Source organism: Rhizobium sp. WYCCWR10014 (genome assembly GCF_001657485.1).
Lineage (GTDB): Bacteria > Pseudomonadota > Alphaproteobacteria > Rhizobiales > Rhizobiaceae > Rhizobium.
This window is the reverse complement of record NZ_LXFU01000027.1, coordinates 45,612-63,289: the sequence shown is the minus strand read 5'-3', so window position 1 is coordinate 63,289 and position 17,678 is coordinate 45,612. Positions and strand designations below refer to the sequence as shown.

20 protein-coding genes are annotated in these 17,678 nt (G+C 60.3%); 10 read left to right on the top strand and 10 right to left on the bottom strand.

All coding sequences use genetic code 11. The annotated features are described in order from the left end of the window. Nucleotides 1-3: 3 nt before the first annotated feature. On the bottom strand, nt 4-1,992 hold the full coding sequence (locus A6U98_RS06850; protein WP_064648873.1) for a bifunctional 2',3'-cyclic-nucleotide 2'-phosphodiesterase/3'-nucleotidase: 1,989 nt from the start codon (nt 1,990-1,992) through the stop codon (nt 4-6). A gap of 176 nt (nt 1,993-2,168) precedes the next feature. Here A6U98_RS06850 and A6U98_RS06845 point away from each other — a divergent pair, with 176 nt between their 5' ends. After that, nucleotides 2,169-2,891 (top strand): hypothetical protein, encoded by a 723-nt coding sequence (locus tag A6U98_RS06845; RefSeq protein ID WP_064648871.1) that lies wholly within the window; start codon nt 2,169-2,171, stop codon nt 2,889-2,891. Here the strand turns inward: A6U98_RS06845 and A6U98_RS06840 are convergent. The 3 genes from A6U98_RS06840 to A6U98_RS06830 form a co-directional block, all read right to left on the bottom strand. Then, the gene (locus A6U98_RS06840; protein ID WP_064648869.1) at nt 2,861-3,265 is read right to left on the bottom strand and encodes a PilZ domain-containing protein; all 405 of its coding nucleotides are present in this window, start codon (nt 3,263-3,265) and stop codon (nt 2,861-2,863) included. The genes A6U98_RS06845 and A6U98_RS06840 overlap by 31 nt on opposite strands. Nucleotides 3,266-3,349: 84 nt before the next feature. Beyond that, nucleotides 3,350-4,231: a DMT family transporter gene (locus A6U98_RS06835; RefSeq protein ID WP_064648867.1), complete on the bottom strand. Its 882-nt coding sequence runs from the start codon at nt 4,229-4,231 to the stop codon at nt 3,350-3,352. 178 nt (nt 4,232-4,409) lie between these two features. Beyond that, the gene (locus A6U98_RS06830; RefSeq protein WP_003538804.1) at nt 4,410-4,871 is read right to left on the bottom strand and encodes an Lrp/AsnC family transcriptional regulator; all 462 of its coding nucleotides are present in this window, start codon (nt 4,869-4,871) and stop codon (nt 4,410-4,412) included. A 156-nt stretch (nt 4,872-5,027) separates the two neighbouring features. Between A6U98_RS06830 and ald the strand changes: the two genes are divergently transcribed. The 5 genes from ald (at nt 5,028) to A6U98_RS06805 (ending at nt 9,251) form a co-directional block, all read left to right on the top strand. Beyond that, nucleotides 5,028-6,146 (top strand): alanine dehydrogenase, encoded by a 1,119-nt coding sequence (gene ald / locus A6U98_RS06825; protein ID WP_064648864.1) that lies wholly within the window; start codon nt 5,028-5,030, stop codon nt 6,144-6,146. 224 nt (nt 6,147-6,370) lie between these two features. Then, nucleotides 6,371-7,300: a helix-turn-helix domain-containing protein gene (locus A6U98_RS06820; RefSeq protein WP_064648862.1), complete on the top strand. Its 930-nt coding sequence runs from the start codon at nt 6,371-6,373 to the stop codon at nt 7,298-7,300. 239 nt (nt 7,301-7,539) lie between these two features. Continuing rightward, entirely contained in the window at nt 7,540-8,289 is a 750-nt protein-coding gene (locus A6U98_RS06815; RefSeq protein ID WP_064648860.1) for an SDR family oxidoreductase, read from the top strand. Between the two features lie 66 nt (nt 8,290-8,355). Beyond that, nucleotides 8,356-8,904: a flavin reductase family protein gene (locus A6U98_RS06810; protein WP_064648858.1), complete on the top strand. Its 549-nt coding sequence runs from the start codon at nt 8,356-8,358 to the stop codon at nt 8,902-8,904. A 62-nt stretch (nt 8,905-8,966) separates the two neighbouring features. Beyond that, complete coding sequence (locus A6U98_RS06805) at nt 8,967-9,251, top strand: DUF1330 domain-containing protein (protein ID WP_064649199.1); 285 nt, start codon at nt 8,967-8,969, stop codon at nt 9,249-9,251. Between the two features lie 52 nt (nt 9,252-9,303). Here A6U98_RS06805 and A6U98_RS06800 read toward each other — a convergent pair whose 3' ends face one another. Continuing rightward, nucleotides 9,304-9,807 (bottom strand): DUF1203 domain-containing protein, encoded by a 504-nt coding sequence (locus A6U98_RS06800; protein ID WP_064648856.1) that lies wholly within the window; start codon nt 9,805-9,807, stop codon nt 9,304-9,306. 392 nt (nt 9,808-10,199) lie between these two features. Here A6U98_RS06800 and A6U98_RS06795 point away from each other — a divergent pair, with 392 nt between their 5' ends. Both A6U98_RS06795 and A6U98_RS06790 read left to right on the top strand, forming a co-directional pair. After that, a complete protein-coding gene (locus A6U98_RS06795) occupies nt 10,200-11,027 on the top strand; it encodes a class I SAM-dependent methyltransferase (RefSeq protein ID WP_064648854.1) in 828 nt (275 codons plus the stop codon). An 81-nt stretch (nt 11,028-11,108) separates the two neighbouring features. Then, nucleotides 11,109-11,276 carry a hypothetical protein gene (locus A6U98_RS06790; protein ID WP_222004632.1) on the top strand — a complete coding sequence of 56 codons (168 nt, stop codon included), beginning with the start codon at nt 11,109-11,111 and terminating at the stop codon, nt 11,274-11,276. Between the two features lie 30 nt (nt 11,277-11,306). Here the strand turns inward: A6U98_RS06790 and A6U98_RS06785 are convergent, their stop codons facing one another. The 4 genes from A6U98_RS06785 to A6U98_RS06770 are packed head-to-tail and all read right to left on the bottom strand — an operon-like array spanning nt 11,307 to nt 14,542. Continuing rightward, nucleotides 11,307-11,867 (bottom strand): GNAT family N-acetyltransferase, encoded by a 561-nt coding sequence (locus A6U98_RS06785; protein ID WP_064648852.1) that lies wholly within the window; start codon nt 11,865-11,867, stop codon nt 11,307-11,309. Between the two features lie 5 nt (nt 11,868-11,872). Next, a complete protein-coding gene (sseA, locus tag A6U98_RS06780) occupies nt 11,873-12,742 on the bottom strand; it encodes a 3-mercaptopyruvate sulfurtransferase (RefSeq protein ID WP_064648851.1) in 870 nt (289 codons plus the stop codon). 18 nt (nt 12,743-12,760) lie between these two features. Then, the gene (locus tag A6U98_RS06775) at nt 12,761-13,498 is read right to left on the bottom strand and encodes an alanyl-tRNA editing protein (protein WP_064648849.1); all 738 of its coding nucleotides are present in this window, start codon (nt 13,496-13,498) and stop codon (nt 12,761-12,763) included. Nucleotides 13,499-13,504: 6 nt separating this feature from the next. Continuing rightward, nucleotides 13,505-14,542, bottom strand: coding sequence for a cysteine synthase A (locus A6U98_RS06770; protein WP_064648847.1), 1,038 nt, complete (start codon nt 14,540-14,542; stop codon nt 13,505-13,507). A 226-nt stretch (nt 14,543-14,768) separates the two neighbouring features. Here A6U98_RS06770 and A6U98_RS06765 point away from each other — a divergent pair, with 226 nt between their 5' ends. Then, on the top strand, nt 14,769-15,428 hold the full coding sequence (locus A6U98_RS06765; protein ID WP_197496354.1) for a ChrR family anti-sigma-E factor: 660 nt from the start codon (nt 14,769-14,771) through the stop codon (nt 15,426-15,428). Nucleotides 15,429-15,527: 99 nt separating this feature from the next. Continuing rightward, the gene (locus tag A6U98_RS06760; protein WP_064648846.1) at nt 15,528-16,361 is read left to right on the top strand and encodes an SDR family NAD(P)-dependent oxidoreductase; all 834 of its coding nucleotides are present in this window, start codon (nt 15,528-15,530) and stop codon (nt 16,359-16,361) included. Here A6U98_RS06760 and A6U98_RS06755 read toward each other — a convergent pair whose 3' ends face one another. Then, nucleotides 16,362-17,621: a cyclopropane-fatty-acyl-phospholipid synthase family protein gene (locus tag A6U98_RS06755; RefSeq protein ID WP_064648844.1), complete on the bottom strand. Its 1,260-nt coding sequence runs from the start codon at nt 17,619-17,621 to the stop codon at nt 16,362-16,364. Between the last annotated feature and the right edge of the window lie 57 nt (nt 17,622-17,678).

Below are 17,678 nucleotides of genomic sequence, written 5' to 3'. Positions count from 1 at the left end.
CGCCTAAAGAACCAGCCTGAATTTCGAGAAACCGTCGGCCCCTTCGCCGGCATCCTCGATCTTGACGCTCTTGACCTCGGCGAGGAACTGTTTCGCCTTCGGGCCGCTTTCGAAGGTCGCGGTCGTGCCCGGGAGCGGCTTGAAGCTCCAGTTTGCGTCGGCCGACGGATTGATCGTACCCTGATCATGGATATAGCGCACGATGACGTCACGGTTGGTATCCGGCGCCTGGAAGATCACCTTGTCCGCAGTGATCTCAGGGAAATTGCCGCCGCCGCCGGCGCGGTAGTTGTTCGAGACGACGACGAACTTTTGAGCCGGATCGATCGGCTTGCCGTTGAAGGCGAGGTTCTGGATGCGGTTGGCGTCCGGATTGACCGGCTTGCCGGACGAATCATATTTCGGCGGCTGCGACAGGTCGATCTGGTAGGTGACACCGTCGATGACGTCGAAATTGTAGGACGGGAAGTCGTTGTTGAGCAACGCTGCATCCTTCGAGCCGGCCTCGATGTGATTGAACATGCCGGCTGACATTTCGAGCCAATTCTTCACCTGGGCGCCGGTGATAGCCACAGCCTGCACCGTGTTCGGATAGAGATAGAGGTCGGCGACGTTCTTGATGGCGATATCGCCGGCCGGAACATCGGTGTAGTAATCGGCGCCGCCGCGACCGCCGGCCTTGAAGGGGGCCGCCGCCGAAAGAACCGGCAGGTCCTTGAACTCGGTGTCGGCGAGCATCTGCTTGATGTACCAGGTCTGAGCTTGGCTGACGACCTGAACGGAGGGATCGTCGGCGACCAGTGCGAAGTAGGAATAGAGCGGTGCGGAGGTCTTGCCGACCGGGGTGCGGACATAGGCAAGCGTTGCCTCATGCTCGGCTTTGGCGGCCTCGACCACGTCCTTCTTGTCGGCGTAGTCGGCAACCACCTTCTTCTTGTCGTCGCGATGGAAGATCGGCCGTGCTTCCGAGGTGAAATCGACGATCTTCCAGCTATTGCCGTCCTTTTCGAGCAGCAGGTCGATAAGGCCGAGATGCGAGCCCCAGAAGCCGGCCATCACGGCGGGCTTGCCGTGCAGCGTGCCCTTGACGGGGTCGGCATTGGCCACACCGTCCCAGCTCTTCGGGCCGGGGAAGACGAGGTGCTGGTGGCCGGTGAAGATCGCGTCGATCCCGTCGACGGCGGCGAGATGCAGCGAGGCGTTCTCCATCTTTTCGGACGGTGCGCTGCCGTCGATGCCGGAATGCGAGAGCGCAATGACGATATCGGCGCCGGCTTCCTTCATGGCGGGAACCCAGGCCTTGGCGGCCTCGACGATGTCGCGCGTCTGCGCCTTGCCTTCGAGGTTCTTGATGTCCCAGAGCATGATCTGCGGCGGTACGAAGCCGATGAAGCCGATCTTGACGGGGCTCTCATTGCCGGCGCCATCCTTGATCTGCTTTTCGACGATGATGTAGGGCTTGAAGAAGAGATCGTCCTGCTTCGGGTCCGAGGCGAGCTGGCCCTTGGTCAGGTTGGCGCAGACGAAGGGGAAGTTCGCGCCTGACAGGACCTTGAACATGAAGTCGAGGCCGTAGTTGAACTCGTGATTGCCGAGCGTGCCGACCGTATAGCCGAGCGTGTTCATCGCCTTGATCACCGGATGGACGTCGCCGTCCTTCATGCCGTGCTGATAGGCCATGTAATCGCCCATCGGATTGCCCTGCAGCACGTCACCATTGTCGATCAGCAGTGAGTTGATAGCCTCGGCGCGGATCGCGTCGATGATCGTCCCGGTACGCGACAGGCCCATCGTGTCGTTCGGCTTGTCGGCATAATAGTCATAGGGGAAGACATTGACATGAATGTCGGTCGTTTCCATCAGCCTCAAATGCGCCTGGTTGGCGCTGGCGCGGGCGCTGAAAGGGTGCAGCAGCACCAGGGCGGAAGTGGCGGCGAGGCCGCCGAGCAGGGAACGGCGGCTCATTACACCAACATCGAAAATGGAAGACATGGAAACTCTCCTTCAAAGATCATGCATCGTCCGGCCCGTCAGAATTAGGACGATTTGACGAGCAGTACACTGCGAAAATGACAGCACGTCAAAACAATCCGCCGGAAAAGCGTCATGGCTCCGAAATGCAATTTATGGTACAGTCATCCGGCTGAAATCCATCGGGGGACAGGATCATGAGCAGGGTCGTTATCGCTATCGTGGGAGGTTTCGGAGGCACTGCACCGAGCTTGGTCGACAAGGCGCAGGCGCTTTACAGCGGCGACGTGGAGAAATGGCTGACGACGACGGCAAATCCGTGGATCTCCGTTGCCTGCGCGATTGCCGCCATCGTGGTTTTCTTCGTCATCGGCGCCGCGATCGCCCTGATCTACCGGGAGCAGCAGTTGCAGAAGGCGCTTCTTCTCGGCATCGGCGCCCCGGCTCTGATCATGGCCGCCGCGCAAGGCAGTTCGGGCAGCCCGAAGCCGATCGAGGTCAGGCCGTCAGCCAGCCTGTTTTCCATCGTCGGCGTCGCTTATGCCCAGGATGGCGATCGCTCGCTGCCGCCCCGTGTCGAACTGAAGGTCAATCCAGGCTGGACGCAGGGCGAATGCCAGACCTGCGATATCAAGTTCCTCGGCGGCGATGGCCAGATCATATCAAGCGAGCCGCTTTCGGCGAGCCCAGCACCCGGTGCGGTCAACGTTCCCCTCGGCACGGAGACGATCCTGCTGTCTGGCGCCAACGCCAATAGCGCTGCCATCGATGTCAGAAACCTCGGCGCTCGCCTGCCGCAGACACAAGGCTCGGTCACCCTCGACGTCAATGTCAACCGCAGCTACTGGAACGATCTCAGCCGGTCATTCGGCGCCAAGGCCGTGCAGCCTTACGATTTCAGCGTCGACGTTGGCAAATGAGGCATCTGGTCGCTATTGGCGCTGGCTTTGGCCAGCTGGCGTACCGCCAGCACCGGCCGCACCTCCTTATGGAAAAAGCGGAAATAGGAGGAGATCTGCGCCCGCGCATTCGAATTCACGTCGAACTGGATGCCGACGCGGCCATTATGCTTCCAGCGGATGATGCCTTCGAGCAGCCCGAGGTTTTCGGCCTCGATGCGCACCTTGCTGCCTGAGGCGGCATGGAGCGGCCCCTTCATCTCCAGGGCGGCACCAGTCGGCGATAGATCGAGGATGCGGGCATCCACCTGGCTGTTCAGATATTTGACATGGCCGAAAACGCGGCAGTTTTTCCGATCAGTCTTCCGGGCCGTGATTTTCAAGTTGCGGGTCATACTGTCTCCCTTGGTATAGCGAGGGAGCATAGCGCCGGAAAATTGAAATGGTTTTAGGGGCTTGGCTAAAATTGCAGTGAAACATCAATTGGCGGCAGTGGCCCTGCTTCCGACCACATGCTCGCGCCAGACCGTGAAGATCCCGGCGGCAACCACGATGATCGAGCCGATGATCGTGTTGAGACTGAGCGTTTCGTCATAAACCGCCATGCCGATGACCGAGGCGTAGACAAGTGACAGATAGGTCAGCGGCTGCACGGCGGCGGCATCGAGAATATCATAGGCGCGGATCAGGAAATAATGGCTGGAAATGCTGGTGACGCAGACAAGCGCCATCCAACCCCAGTCACCCGGCGACATCCAGCTCCAGTAGAACGGTCCGATGAGCGTCATCGTGACGCCGCCGACGACGCCGGTATAGAAAAAGCTGGTCATCGACGAATCGTCGCGGCTGACCAGACGGGTGGCGATGACGTAGAAGGCGAAATTGAAGCAGGAAATGACGGCGAGAAGCAGCTTCAGGTCGAAAAATTCGCCTTCCGGCTTCAGGATCAGCAGCACCCCGAAAAGTCCGGCGCCGATCGCTGCCCACCGCCGCCAGCCGACCCGCTCGCCGAGGATCGGCATCGCCAGCAGTGCGATCAGGATCGGCGTCGCGGAAAAGATCGCCTGTGAACGGGCAAGGCCGATCATCGCAAAGCAGGTGATGGCCAGTACCACCTGGACGGCAAGCAGCACGCCGCGGGTCACCTGCAGGAGAGGGCGTTTTGTGCGGGCCGTCGCCTTGATGCCGCCGCGCATCTTCGAGGCGAGGATGATCGTGAAAAGCGCAAAGGCCCAGTAGCGGATCATCGTCACGAAGATTGGCGGATAGGCCGTCGCCAGATGTTTCGAGATGGCATCCTGCAGGGAGAAGATGGTGATCGCCAGCAGCGCGAAAATATAGCCTTGGGTCTTCGATGTCATGATTTGCCATTACTGCATAATTTCACCCTTAAATCGATTGCGATTTAAGGGTGAAATTATGCAGAAGTCCAAAGTGTTACAGCGTCCTCGGCGCGTCTGAAAAGACGCGCGGCGCTGTAGTGGGGAACGCCTGCGCGCATCGAAAGTCTGGGCAGGCTTTCGGCAAAGATGCAAGGCCTCAAAGGCCGACATTCGGCTTGTCGATGATTTCTCTGAGCGCGAAGCTCGAATTGATCTTGACGACGTGGGGCAGGGCCGACAGCCAGTCGCGGTGGATGCGCTCATAGTCCTCGAGGTCGCGGGCGGCGACCCTGAGGATATAGTCGTATTCGCCCGACATCAGGTAGCAGACGAGCACGTTCGGGCAGAGCTTCACCGCTGCCTCGAATTCCGCCAGCGTCTTGGCGAACTGGCCGGAGAGCGAGATATGCACGATGGCGATCATCTTGTAGTCGAGCGCCTTGTGTGAAAGCCGCGCATGGTAGCCGCCGATGACGCCGCTTCTTTCCAGGATGTCGAGCCGGCGCGAACAGGCCGAAGGCGACAATCCGATCCTTTCGGCAAGCTCGGCATTGGTGATGCGGGCGTTTGCCTGCAATGCCCGGAGAATCGCAAGATCGATGGTATCAAGATCGGCCATTCGAAGAACTTTCGAAGAAAGATAGGCGAGGCGCAATAATCACCGAAAAATCGCGTCTTCGCAAATCGTCTTTGCAAGGACATTTCGCGGCCTTGATGGTTGGATTCCTCATCTGAAAAAATCCGCGGCCGCGGAGATAAAATGAGAGGAACGCGCATGCGTGTCGGTTGCCCGAAGGAAATCAAGAATCATGAATATCGCGTCGGCCTGACGCCGGCTTCGGTGCGCGAATATGTTGCCCACGGCCACGAGGTCTGGGTGGAGACCAAAGCGGGCGTCGGTATCGGCGCTGATGATGCCGCCTATGCCGCGGCTGGCGCCAAGATCGCCGCCTCCGCCAAGGATATCTTCGAAAAGTGCGACATGATCGTCAAGGTGAAGGAGCCTCAGCCCGCCGAATGGGCGCAGCTCCGCGACGGTCAGCTTCTCTACACCTATCTGCATCTGGCGCCGGATCCCGAACAGACCAAGGGTCTCATCGCCTCGGGCGTCACCGCGATCGCCTATGAGACGGTGACCGACGAGCGCGGCGGCCTGCCGCTGCTGGCGCCGATGTCGGAGGTCGCCGGACGCCTGTCGATCCAGGCGGGAGCGACCGCGCTGCAGAAGGCCAATGGTGGCCTCGGCGTCCTGCTCGGCGGTGTACCCGGCGTGTTGCCGGCCAAGGTCGCGGTCATCGGCGGCGGCGTCGTCGGCCTGCATGCGGCCAGGATGGCCGTCGGCCTTGGCGCCGATGTCAGCATCCTCGACAAGTCGCTGCCGCGCCTGCGCCAGCTTGACGATATCTTCGCAGGCCGCATCCACACCCGTTATTCCAGCATCCAGGCGTTGGAGGAGGAAGTCTTCTCGGCCGATCTCATTATCGGCGCCGTGCTGATCCCGGGCGCTGCTGCTCCGAAGCTCGTTACCCGCGAGATGCTGTCCGGCATGAAGAAGGGCTCTGTCATCGTCGACGTCGCCATCGACCAGGGCGGCTGCTTCGAGACCTCGCATGCGACCACCCATTCCGATCCGACCTATGAAGTCGACGGCGTCGTGCATTATTGCGTTGCCAACATGCCGGGCGCCGTACCGGTCACTTCGGCGCACGCGCTGAACAATGCCACATTGGTGCATGGCCTGGCGCTTGCCGATCGCGGTCTGCGCGCCATCGCCGAAGACAAGCATCTGAGGAACGGCCTCAACGTCCACAAGGGCCGCATCACCAGCAAACCGGTCGCCGAAGCACTTGGCTACGAGGCCTTCGCGCCGGAAAGCGTGCTGAACGTAGCGTAAGCTAGCTTACTCGAGGTGACGACTTACAGCTCTATTTTTCGGCCGGAGGGCGGTATCCGAGGAGATGCCGCCTTCTTTGTATGACGGCGTAGCTGTAATCGAACCGCGACCGTCGGCGGCGTTGCAGGTGTGCTTTTCGTTGTCAGGGAGCGCGACGAGTTGTGTCCCGCCGATCAATGTCTATCGTATCATGCCGATGGGCAGTCGCCTCTAACGGAGCAGCAATGACGGTTGATAGTCGAGAAGAAATATCGCCGGTCCCGCTTCGAACGTCACCTGCCGGCCTCGAAACATATATTGCCGGCAGAACACTCGTCAGCGGGGATGGACCGGCCTGGACGGATATATTCGTTCAGGTGTTTTCCCGCCTGACGGTGCAACACCCCTTTCTTGTTCCGGCGGTCGCCGAACCTCTCGTTGTTTGGGTGATCTCAGGTCAGGCATGCGTAGAAGAACGCGATCTGGGTGGGGAGTGGGAAGCCAACACAGTCAGCGTCGGAGACTTTTTTCTGACGCGGTCGCCCACGCCATATGAAATGCGCTGGCGTGCCGAGGGAGACGAACCGTTCCAGGTGATGCATCTCTATCTCTCCGTTCCATTGTTTGAGCGGGTGGCGGAAGCGGTTCTCGGCAAAGCTGCGAGCGCCATGCGCCTGCGCGACATATCGGGCGGCCGCGACCAACATCTTTCCAGCATGCTGGAACTGATCCATGCTGAACTGACGGCAGAAGGGCAGGGAAGCCGGCTCTTCGTGCAGGGATTGGCACAGACGCTCGCCGTTCATCTTATCCGGCAATACGCAACGTTTGACGCGGAGGCACGGCCGTCAAATGCCCTCCCGGGCGCCAAGCTACGGCGGGCCATTGCATTCATGGAAGCCAACCTTCAGGAGCCGTTTGATCTCGCACGTCTGGCGCAAACGGCCGGCATGAGCGCTTTTCACTTCAGCCGCCTCTTCAAGAAGGCCACCGGCCTTTCTCCATCCCATTATTTCATTCGCCAACGCATAGCCAAGGCCCAGCAACTTCTGCAGGAAACCAGTACCAGCATCATCGAGATCGGCATGTCCGTGGGGTATTCGAGCCCCAGCCATTTTGCTCAGATTTTCCGCCGGGAGGCTGGCGTCTCCCCCAGCGACTATCGTCGCAGCTAAGGCGCGTCGCTATCTTCAAACTCGCTGCTCGCGCTTTGGATCTTTGTTTTTAAGCATGTCGTTATTCGCGAAACGCTGCACACTTTTGCGCGACATGCGCTAAAGTTGCTGATTTGAGCAAGATCCCGACAGGTCTCGCAAGGTCCCGAGAGAGGGATCAGGCCCTCCTCCTTATGTTCCTCCTTGTCGAACACGACCGCCCTTTCAGTCGGAAGGACGCCAAGAGACGGAGATAAGCCATGACGAATATCAATGGAAAAGTCGCGCTGGTCACCGGCGCCTCGAGCGGCATCGGCGCCGCAACCGCATTGAAGCTCGCCGAGGCCGGCGCAAAGGTCGGTATCGCCGCCCGTCGCACCGACAAGCTTGAAGACCTCAAAAAGGAAATCGTCTCGAAGGGCGGTGAAGCCCTCGTGATCGAAATGGACGTGGTCGATCCAGCCTCCGTCGAAGCCGGAGTCAAAAAACTGGTGGGTGCCTATGGTTCGATCGACATTCTCGTCAACAATGCTGGCCTGATGCCGCTTTCGGATGTCGATCAGTTCAAAGTCGACGAATGGCATCGGATGGTCGATGTTAATGTGAAAGGCCTGCTGAACACCACGGCTGCCGTTCTGCCGCAGATGATCAATCAGCATTCCGGCCACATATTCAACATGTCGTCGATTGCGGGCCGCAAGGTCTTCAAGGGGCTGTCGGTCTATTGCGCCACCAAGCACGCGGTCGCCGCATTCTCCGACGGCCTGCGCATGGAAGTGGGCCAGAAGCACAATATTCGGGTGACCTGCATCCAGCCGGGCGCCGTGGCGACCGAGCTGTACGATCACATTACGGAGCCTGGCTATATCAAGCAGATGGACGACCTTGCCAAGCAGATGACATTTCTGCAGGGCGCGGACATCGCCGATACCATCGTCTTCGCGGCGCAGGCGCCTGCGCATGTGAATGTCGCGGAACTCTTCGTTCTGCCGGTCGAACAGGGCTGGTAACCACGCCAGAACGTCTGTCAGCTTCCCCGCGTGAGTGCGGGGAAGAGACCCGCTAAGGAGCGCACGATGAAAGAGATTTCCGCTTCCCAGGCCTATCGCCTGCTCGAATCCGGCCCGATCGTTCTTGTGACGACGAGTCTTGAGGGCACGCGGAATGTGATGACGATGGGCTTTCACATGATGATCCAGCATGCTCCGCCGCTGATCGGTTGCGTCATCGGCCCCTGGGACTTCAGCCACCACACCCTGAAAAAGACCGGCGAATGCGTGATTGCTATTCCAGCTGTCGACCTTGCCGAAACCGTGGTGGACATCGGCAACTGCTCCGGTGACACGGTGGACAAATTCGAGCGGTTCGGCTTGAGGACGCGTCCGGCAAAGGATGTTGCGGCGCCATTGCTGGTGGACTGCCTTGCCAATATCGAATGCCGTGTTGCCGATCCGAGCCTCGTCGATCGATACAATCTCTTCATCCTCGAAGCGAAGAGGATCTGGATCGACGCGGGCCGCAAGGAACGACGGACCATGCATCATCGCGGTGACGGCAGCTTCACCGTGGATGGCGGCACACTCGATCTCCGAAAGCGCATGGTCAAGTGGCGGCACTTGCCATAAGGCGCGCCGCTGCACGCAAAAAACCCATCCCTAAACTTCACATTGATTGAAAGGATATGAACATGTCCGCCTATCTCGTTGTCGATCTCGATATCCACGACCCCGAAGCCATTGCCGATTACCGCTCCAAGGCCCTACCTCTGGTGGCAAAGGCCGGCGACCGCCTCATCGCTCTCGATGACGCGCCGCTCGAACTCGAAGGCTGGCAGGCGACGAATATGCTGATCATCGAGTTTCTCGATATGGATGCCATCCGTGGTCTCTTCGCATCGGCCGAATATGCGCCGCTCGCCCGCCAACGGCAGACTGCCGCAGGTTCGCGGATCATTGCCTTGCGCGGCGTTTAAGAACATTAGAAGGCGCGCGATCCCGACAGATTGACGACTTCCTATGTGCCTATCAGGCGCCGGCCTCCACCAGGTCCGGCGCCTTTACCTTGTCGATCCGGCATTGGAAGCAGTTGTTGCGCGCTGAGCGCACATGCACATAGGCGATATCAGGCCGTCCCAGCAGCTCTTCGCCATAGGCTGGAATATCGCCGATAGCAGTCACCGCGCCGGTGCCGTAGACGATGCGGTCGTTCTCGTTATAGCCGCGGACGATGAAGTCACGGCTTGTCGTCAGCACCGGCGGCATGATCTCTTCGGCGGCATAGCGTGCACAAGGTCGCTTGTGCAGGAAGACCGGGCCGGTTTCGGCATAGGGCTGCAGGTCGGGGAAGGGCCGGTAAGCAAAGACCAGCAACGCCTCGCCCGCATCGATATTTTCGAGGCAATGGCGGCAGGGATGACCGGGACCATCGGAAACGATCGTCTCGGGCAGCCTGTCATAGGCGTCGCGGCCTCCGTTCCAGAGGTGTTCGGCGTCGGTCGTCGGCATGGCAGAAAAACGAATGGCGGTCATGATAGATCTCCTTTGTATTGCCATGAAATGCACTTGGACGAGCGCGCAAGCCACCCGATTCTTGCGCGCCGCAGGCATTGGGCGATCGAGTGAAACGCGGAATATACTTTGTCCTCAAAGCGCACGCTTCCACCCTCCGCGTAACCTCAGACACTGCGGGAGTGCGCCAAAAGCGGGTCACCACGGGTCGCCCCCAAGCGGGTCGACGCCTGTCATGGACCAGCTTTCTTCTCGCTGCTCGTCGGCTCGATCGTGTCTCTCGTCGCCGCGCCGGGTATGTTTGGCGTCTTCATACCGTGGTACACGATTGGTTGGCACATGGCCGGGCCGCTGCTCGGTTTTGAGAGGGTGCGCTGGCTAGCGGCCTCACGAATTTCGGTTTGGAGGGACAGATGATGGCTGAAGAAGCAGCATTGAACTTCGCGGACTTCTATGATGCCGAGCTTGCTCTCCATAACGCGCATTTTCGGGTCGCCGCCGCGGTCGGGCGGTCTGATCGTGTGCTCGATATCGGTTGCGGCGCCGGACAAACCACACGTGACGCCGCTCGCGCTGCGGAAACAGGACGGGCGCACGGAATAGACCTGTCCGTCACGATGCTGGAGATTGCCCGCCGACGCAGCGCCGAGGAGGGATTACCCAATGCGACGTTCGAACTGGCGGATGCACAGAACCATGTCTTCGGAGATGCGGAATTCGACCTTTGCATCAGTCGATTTGGCGTCATGTTCTTCGCCGATCCGGCGGTGGCTTTCGCCAATATCGCCAACGCCGTACGCCCGGGTGGGCGTTTCACTTTCATGGTCTGGAAGGGCAGAGACCACAATGAGTGGGCGAGCGCTATACATAAGGCGCTTGATCCGGATTCAACCGGTCCGGTTGCGGCCAGCAAAGCCTTTTCGCTGAGCGAACCCTCGGTAACGTCTGGCCTGCTCGAAACGGCAGGGTTCACTGCCATCGAGTTTCGTGAAATCAACGAGCCTGTGTTCTACGGTCCGGATCCCGAGACTGCATTGGCGACGATTCAGACATTTGAAAATGTGAAGAACGCCCTCGATCATCCCGCCACGACAGCCGAAATACGGGCGCGGTTGCTCGACATGCTGGAGGCGCACCAGACACCCCACGGAATTCAATTCGATTCGCGCGCATGGCTGATCACCGGCCGCCGGTGCGGCGACAGTCCGCCGTGCGTTATTGGTGATTTCCGCTCAGCGTGAATGTCGGCTCTGGGCCAAGCCGACATGGCTGGCATTTGCTATCGGATTCCGCAAAACTGCATGACGAAAAGGATAAAGTCCATGCCCGACATCGATCTCGCGCTGCTGGCGCAACAAAATGCGGAAATACTGGAAGAGCTCAGGGCTCTGCGGCGGGAGGTGGCGGAACTGAAGGAGCAGTCGGGCCGCACGCTCGATTTCGAGCGCCGCAACGACCCGCGCCGCCCGAACAGCCTGACGCGGCGTTAACCAGCTCTGCCTACGTCAGGAAGGCATCCGTCAGCTTTTCCGCGCAAGCTCCAGAAGCTCCTTGTCGCTGAGCGGCCGGACGATGCCGGTGCCGGTCGAAACCGGAGAGAAGCCGTACATTTGGTAGAGCTGCAGCGCACGCGGATGGTCGAGATTGTTGGTGGTGGTGGTGACCCGCTTCGGATTGAGCGACCAAATGGCATAGAGCGCCTGCAGCAGGAACCATTTGCCGATGCCAAGACCGAGCGCATGTTCGATCAGGCCGAAATGGCTGAGCTCGATCATATCCTCGTCTTCGCAGAAATATTCGTAGAAGCCGGCGGGCGCGCCGTTCACATAGAGAACGCTGATATTGTTGCGCTTGTCGTTCAGCGTCTCGGTAAGCTGCTCGTCGCTCATGCGCAACCGGTCCACCCATTGCCAACGCGCGCCCACCTGCCGGTAGAGATAGCGGTAGAAGGGCAATGGGATCTCGGGAGCGCGCATGATCGCCGTCTGGATATTGACGGGCACCGGCATGCTTGCCTTTGGCGGCGCCGTCATTTCGAGCCGGGTGATGTGAGCTTTCAGCGAAGCGGGTGCCTTTCCCATGGCGATCAGACTTTGACCGGCGTGGGCGGACCGGTGACGATGGGTGTATCGTCACGGCTGCCCCATTCGCTCCACGAGCCGTCATAAAGCTTGTTGTCGTGATGGCCGAGCGATTCCAGCGCCAGCGTGATGATCGCGGCGGTGATTCCCGAGCCGCAGGAGGTGACGACAGGCTTTGAAAGATCAATGCCGGCATCCTCGATCGTCTGCCTGAGTTCCGGCAGCGACTTGAATCGGCCCTGGCTGGCGAAGACGCCGGAGGGCAGGCTGCGGGCGCCAGGCATATGGCCGGAGCGCATGCCGGCACGCGGTTCGGGTTCGGCAGCGGCGAAGCGGCCGGCGCTGCGGGCATCGGCGATCTGCATCGCGCCGCTGGAGACGATATCGCGCATCGTATCGAGCGTCACCACGCGGCTCTCGTCGAAGTCAGGCGTGAAGGTCGCCGGCGCAGGATTGGGCGCCGTCGTTTCAAGCGGACGGCCCTCGGCCTTCCAGCCGTCGAGACCGCCATCGAGCACGAAGACATTTTTCGCGCCCATCACCCGGAACAGCCACCAGACGCGCGGCGAGGCGAACAGGCCGATGCCGTCATAGACGACGATCCTATCATTCTCGCTGATGCCAAGCCGGCCGACTTCGGCGGCGAAATAGTCGGGCGAGGGGATCGTGTGCGGCAGCGATGTCGAATGATCGGCGATCTTGTCCTGGTCGAAACGGATGGCGCCGGGAATATGGCCGGCCGCATATTCGGCATCGGCATCGCGCTTCTGCGCCGGCAGATAGAAGGAGGCGTCCAGCACCCGCAGATCAGCTTTCCCGAGCTCGGACTGCAGCCAGTCGGCCGAAACGACGAAACGGCTCTTGGTCTCACTCATGATGGTCTCCCTTGATGGTCAGGCTTCGTCGCCAGGCGTGCCGAAGCGGATGCGGAAGCGGCGGTTTTCCTTGCCCTTCTTCTCGATCTTGGCGATATGGATCTGCCCGACTTCCTGAGTCTCGGAGACATGTGTGCCGCCGCAGGGCTGGCTGTCAATCGAGGAGTTCTCGCCGATGCAGACGAGGCTGACGCGCCCGAGCCCCATCGGCGGGCGGACGTTCTTCGATTTGACGATATCGGGATTGGCCACAAGCTCCTCGTCGGTGATCCATTGCAGAGTGACCGGATGGTTCTGCTCGACCAGTTCCATCAGCTTGGCCGTCACCGCGTCCTTGTCGATCGTCTCGATCATGTCGAAGTCGACGCGGCTTTCCTCCTCGCCGACGGCAGCCCCGGTGATCGGATAGGAGCAGACGACGGAAAGCAGGTGGCAGGCCGTGTGCATGCGCATCAGCCTGTAGCGGCGCGGCCAGTCGACATGTAGCACCAGCGTCTCGCCGACCACGGGCCGCTGCGCACCTTCGAGCGGCACGTGGATGATGATATCCTTGCTGGGACCATGTTTCGTCTGGCCGAGCGTGATCTTACTGCCGTCGGCGCGCTCGAGCTCTCCAGTGTCGCCGGGCTGACCGCCTGATGTGGCATAGAAGCAGGTCTGGTCCAGTTCGATGCCCCCGTCTTCGTGAACGGCGGTGACGACCGCCTCGCACGTCGAGAGATAGAAGTCGTCACGATAAAGGGCATTGACAGGCATGGCGTCTCACACCGGCTCGTAGGGAACGTGGATATCGGGCGACTTGGCCATCCAGCCCGGAACGGGCAGCCCCTTCGACGTCAGGAAATCCGGGTTGAAGAGTTTTGACTGATAGCGGTTGCCGTAATCGCAGAGGATCGTCACCACCGTGTGACCAGGTCCGAGATCCCGGGCGAGATTGACCGCGCCGGCAATATTGATCGCCGTCGAGCCGCCGAGGCAGAGGCCCTCGTTCTCGACGAGGTCGAAGAGATAAGGAAGCGCTTCGGCATCCGGGATCCGATAGGCATAGTCAGGCGTGAAACCTTCGAGATTGGCGGTGATGCGGCCCTGTCCGATGCCCTCGGTGATCGAGGATCCCTCGGATTTCAGCGCGCCGTTCTGGTAGAATTCATAGAGTGCGGCGCCGTCGGGATCGGCGATGCCGATCTTGACGTCAGACTTGAAAGCCTTGAGGCCGGCGGCGACACCTGCCAGCGTGCCGCCGGAGCCGACGGAGCAAATGAAGCCATCGACTTTACCGTCGGTGTCTTTCCAGATTTCCCTGGCGGTCGTTTCGACATGCGCCTGACGGTTGGCGACGTTGTCGAACTGGTTTGCCCAGATCGCCCCGTTCGGCTCGGTCTTCGCCAGCTGCTCTGCCAGCCGCCCGGATACCTTCACGTAGTTGTTCGGGTTCTTGTAGGGAACGGCGGGCACTTCGACGAGTTCGGCGCCGAGCAGCTTCAGCGCGTCTTTCTTTTCCTGGCTCTGCGTTTCCGGAATGACGATGACGGTGCGGTAACCGAGCGCCTTGGCGACCAGCGTCAGCCCGATGCCGGTATTGCCGGCCGTGCCCTCGACGATGACGCCGCCCGGACGAAGCAATCCCTTCCGCTCTGCGTCGCGGATGATGTAGAGCGCAGCGCGATCCTTGACCGACTGGCCGGGGTTCAGGAACTCCGCCTTGCCGAGAATGGTGCAGCCGGTCATCTCTGAGGCGCCCTTGAGTTTGATCAGGGGCGTGTTGCCGATGGCTTCGAGGACGGAGGGGTGGAAGGTCATGGAATCTGCCTCTATTCGAACTCTTACTTTAGGAACGGTCTTTTCCCTTCACAAGGCTGAGTTGGCAAGAAATGCTATTCCACGCCTCAGTCGGACACGATAAAATTTGCTTTCCTCTCCCTGAAATGACGCATGGCCCGAAATCCCGCCGTGTGAGGGGTGATCCGAAGATTGACTTTCCCCGTACGGATGACGACAAAGCGAAAACGGAGCGCGGCAACAGGGCGTGACCGAAACCGACATGGTTCACGAGCAGATCGACACGATCGATGCATTGATGGCGCATTATGTTGCCGGCTCCTTGCCCGAGCCGGCGCGTGTGCTGGTGCAGTCTCATCTCGAAATGAAACCGGACAATCGCAGCCTGGTGAACAGCCTCGAGCTGCTGGCAGGCGAAGCTCTGGAAAACGCGCCTGGAGCCGCCATTACCGATCGCGACGGGCGGCTTGCGGCGATCTTTTCCTCTGCATCTCCCGTCCCGGCGACACGGACGGTCGCGCGACCGGAAAACGCGCTGTTTCCGCAAGCGTTGCGTGCCCTCTTGGGCTTCGAAGCCGAGGATGTCCCCTGGCGCCGGCGGTTGCCCGGTTTCAAGGAATATTCGCTCGACATGGACGGCTGCGAGGTCAGCCTGATGTGGATCCGGCCTGGCCGCGCCTTGCCGGCGCACACCCATAAAGGCATGGAACTGATCCTCATTCTCGACGGCGCCTTCAACGACGAACGCGGCCGTTTCGGCCCCGGCGACATCTCCATTGCCGACGAGACGGTCGAACACCGGCCGGTCGCCGAGAAGGACAGGCCTTGCATCGCCTTTGCCGTCTCGGACGGGCCGGTCAAGCTCACCGGATCCTTCCGCCAGATGATCGGCGACCTGATCGGCTGAAAGCAGCCACAATAGTGTGATAGAGCCGTAAATCCGGAGGGGTTGAGGAACTTCTGGACCTGTTTTCGCATTTTATCAGGCAGCCCGGAGGAACATGTCATGCGTGATTTCATTGCCCATCCCGAACATGGAATCGTCTGGATTTCGGGTGCGAGTTCAGGCATCGGTAGGGCGCTTGCACTGAGGCTCGCCGGCGAAGGATACAAGGTCGCAGTCACGGCCAGAAGCCACGAAAAGCTGGTCGAACTGCAAGCCGAAGCCAATGGCCTCTCGGGCAGTATCATTGTGCTCGACGGCGACGTCACCGATGCCGAGGACATGGAACATGTCATGGCCTCCATCGAATATGAGCACGGGACGCTTGGCATGGCGATCCTCAATGCCGGCGTCTATCTGCCTGTTTATGCCGAGGATCTGAACCGCACCGATTTCGAGAAGAGCTTTGCCGTCAATCTTTCCGGCGTCGTGAACTGTCTGCTGCCGGCGATCCGCCATATGAAGGCGAAGGGGCAGGGACAGATCGCTATTGTTTCCTCCGTCACCGGCTATGGCGGCTTGCCGACAGGGGCTGCCTATGGCGCCACCAAGGCGGCGCTGATCAATATGGCTGAAAGCCTGAAATTCGATCTCGACAAGATGGGCATCCGCATCCAGCTCGTCAGCCCGGGCTTTGTCGATACGCCGGCAACGAGGAAGAATGCCTTTCCGATGCCGGCTCTGGTGTCGGTTGAAGAGGCCGCCCGGGAGATTGCCGCCGGGTTGAAATCGCAGGCCTTCGAGATCACATTTCCGAAGCGCTTCACCACCATGCTGAAGCTCGCGCGCCTGCTCCCCTATAGCCTTTATTTCACGCTGGTGAACCGCGTGACGGGCTGGCGGGAGCGGCCGCCATCGGCTGGTCGCCACCCGATGACACCGCACGCGGCGGAATGATCAACGGCGCGAGAACACGACCTGTCGCACATCAATATTGCGGGCACGGAAGCCGGCCTCGCAATAGAACAGATAGAATTCCCAGAGCCGCTTGAAACGCTCGTCGAAGCCCATCGGGCGGATGCGTTCCCAGACTGACCAGAAACGCTCGCGCCATTCGGCGAGCGTACGGGCGTAGTCGAGCCCGAAGCCGAAATCCTTGACCAGCGACAGATCGACCTTGCCGGCAAGTTCGGCCAGATGGTTGCGCGTCGGCAGCATGCCGCCGGGAAATACATATTTCTGGATGAAGTCAGGGTTGCTGCGATACTGGTCGAAGGACTCGTCCTTGATCGTGATGATCTGCAGGCCGGCCTTGCCACCCGGCTTCAGACATTGCCTGAGCTTGGAGAAATAGGACGGCCAGTATTTCTCGCCGACCGCTTCGAACATCTCGATCGAGACGATCCGGTCGTAGAGCCCTGCTTCATCGCGATAATCCTGGAAGCGGAATTCCACGCGGTCGTCGAGGCCGGCCTTGCGAATGCGCTCCTCGGCAAAGGCGAGCTGCTCACGACTGATCGTCAGCCCCGTCACCTTGCAGTTCAGCTCGCTTGCCGCGAATTCGGCAAAACCGCCCCAGCCGCAGCCGATCTCCAGCACATGATCGCCAGGCCCGATGCCGGTCGCCTCGGCAAGCGCCCGGTATTTGGCATTCTGGGCCGATTGCAGATCGTTGGCGCCGGTCGAATAGAGTGCCGAGGAATAGGTCATGCTCGGATCGAGCCATTCCCTGTAGAAATCGTTGCCGAGATCGTAGTGGGCGGAAATGTTGCGCTTCGAGCCCGTTTTGGAATTGGTGTTCATCCAATGGCGGACGCGCTCGAACAGGCGGCCAAGACCGCCCTTGCCATGCGCATAGCTGTACGCGGCCTCGCCGTTGACGAGGAAGAGTTCGAGAAAGGCGGTGATATCGGGGCTATCCCAATCGCCGTCCATATAGGTTTCTGCGACCCCGATCGTGCCGCTCGTCAGCGCCCGATAGGCAAGATTCCAGTTGTGGAGGCTGAGCGCCGCCTTCGGCCCGGGTTGCTTGCCCTCGATCAGCAGTCTGCGGCCGTCGGGGAGGGTGACGGCAAGCGAACCGTGTTGCATGCGCAGAAGTCCGCGCAGCGCCAGCTTCGCCTTGAAGGGCAGCCCCTTCACCAGACGAGATATGTTTTCCCCCGTCAGCGTCACCGCGTCACGGGCCAACAGATTCCAGTCCTGCGCCTTGCTCATCTCTCCTCCTCCAGCATTTTTCTGCCGGTTAGGGACGAAGCACCCTTAATGATACGC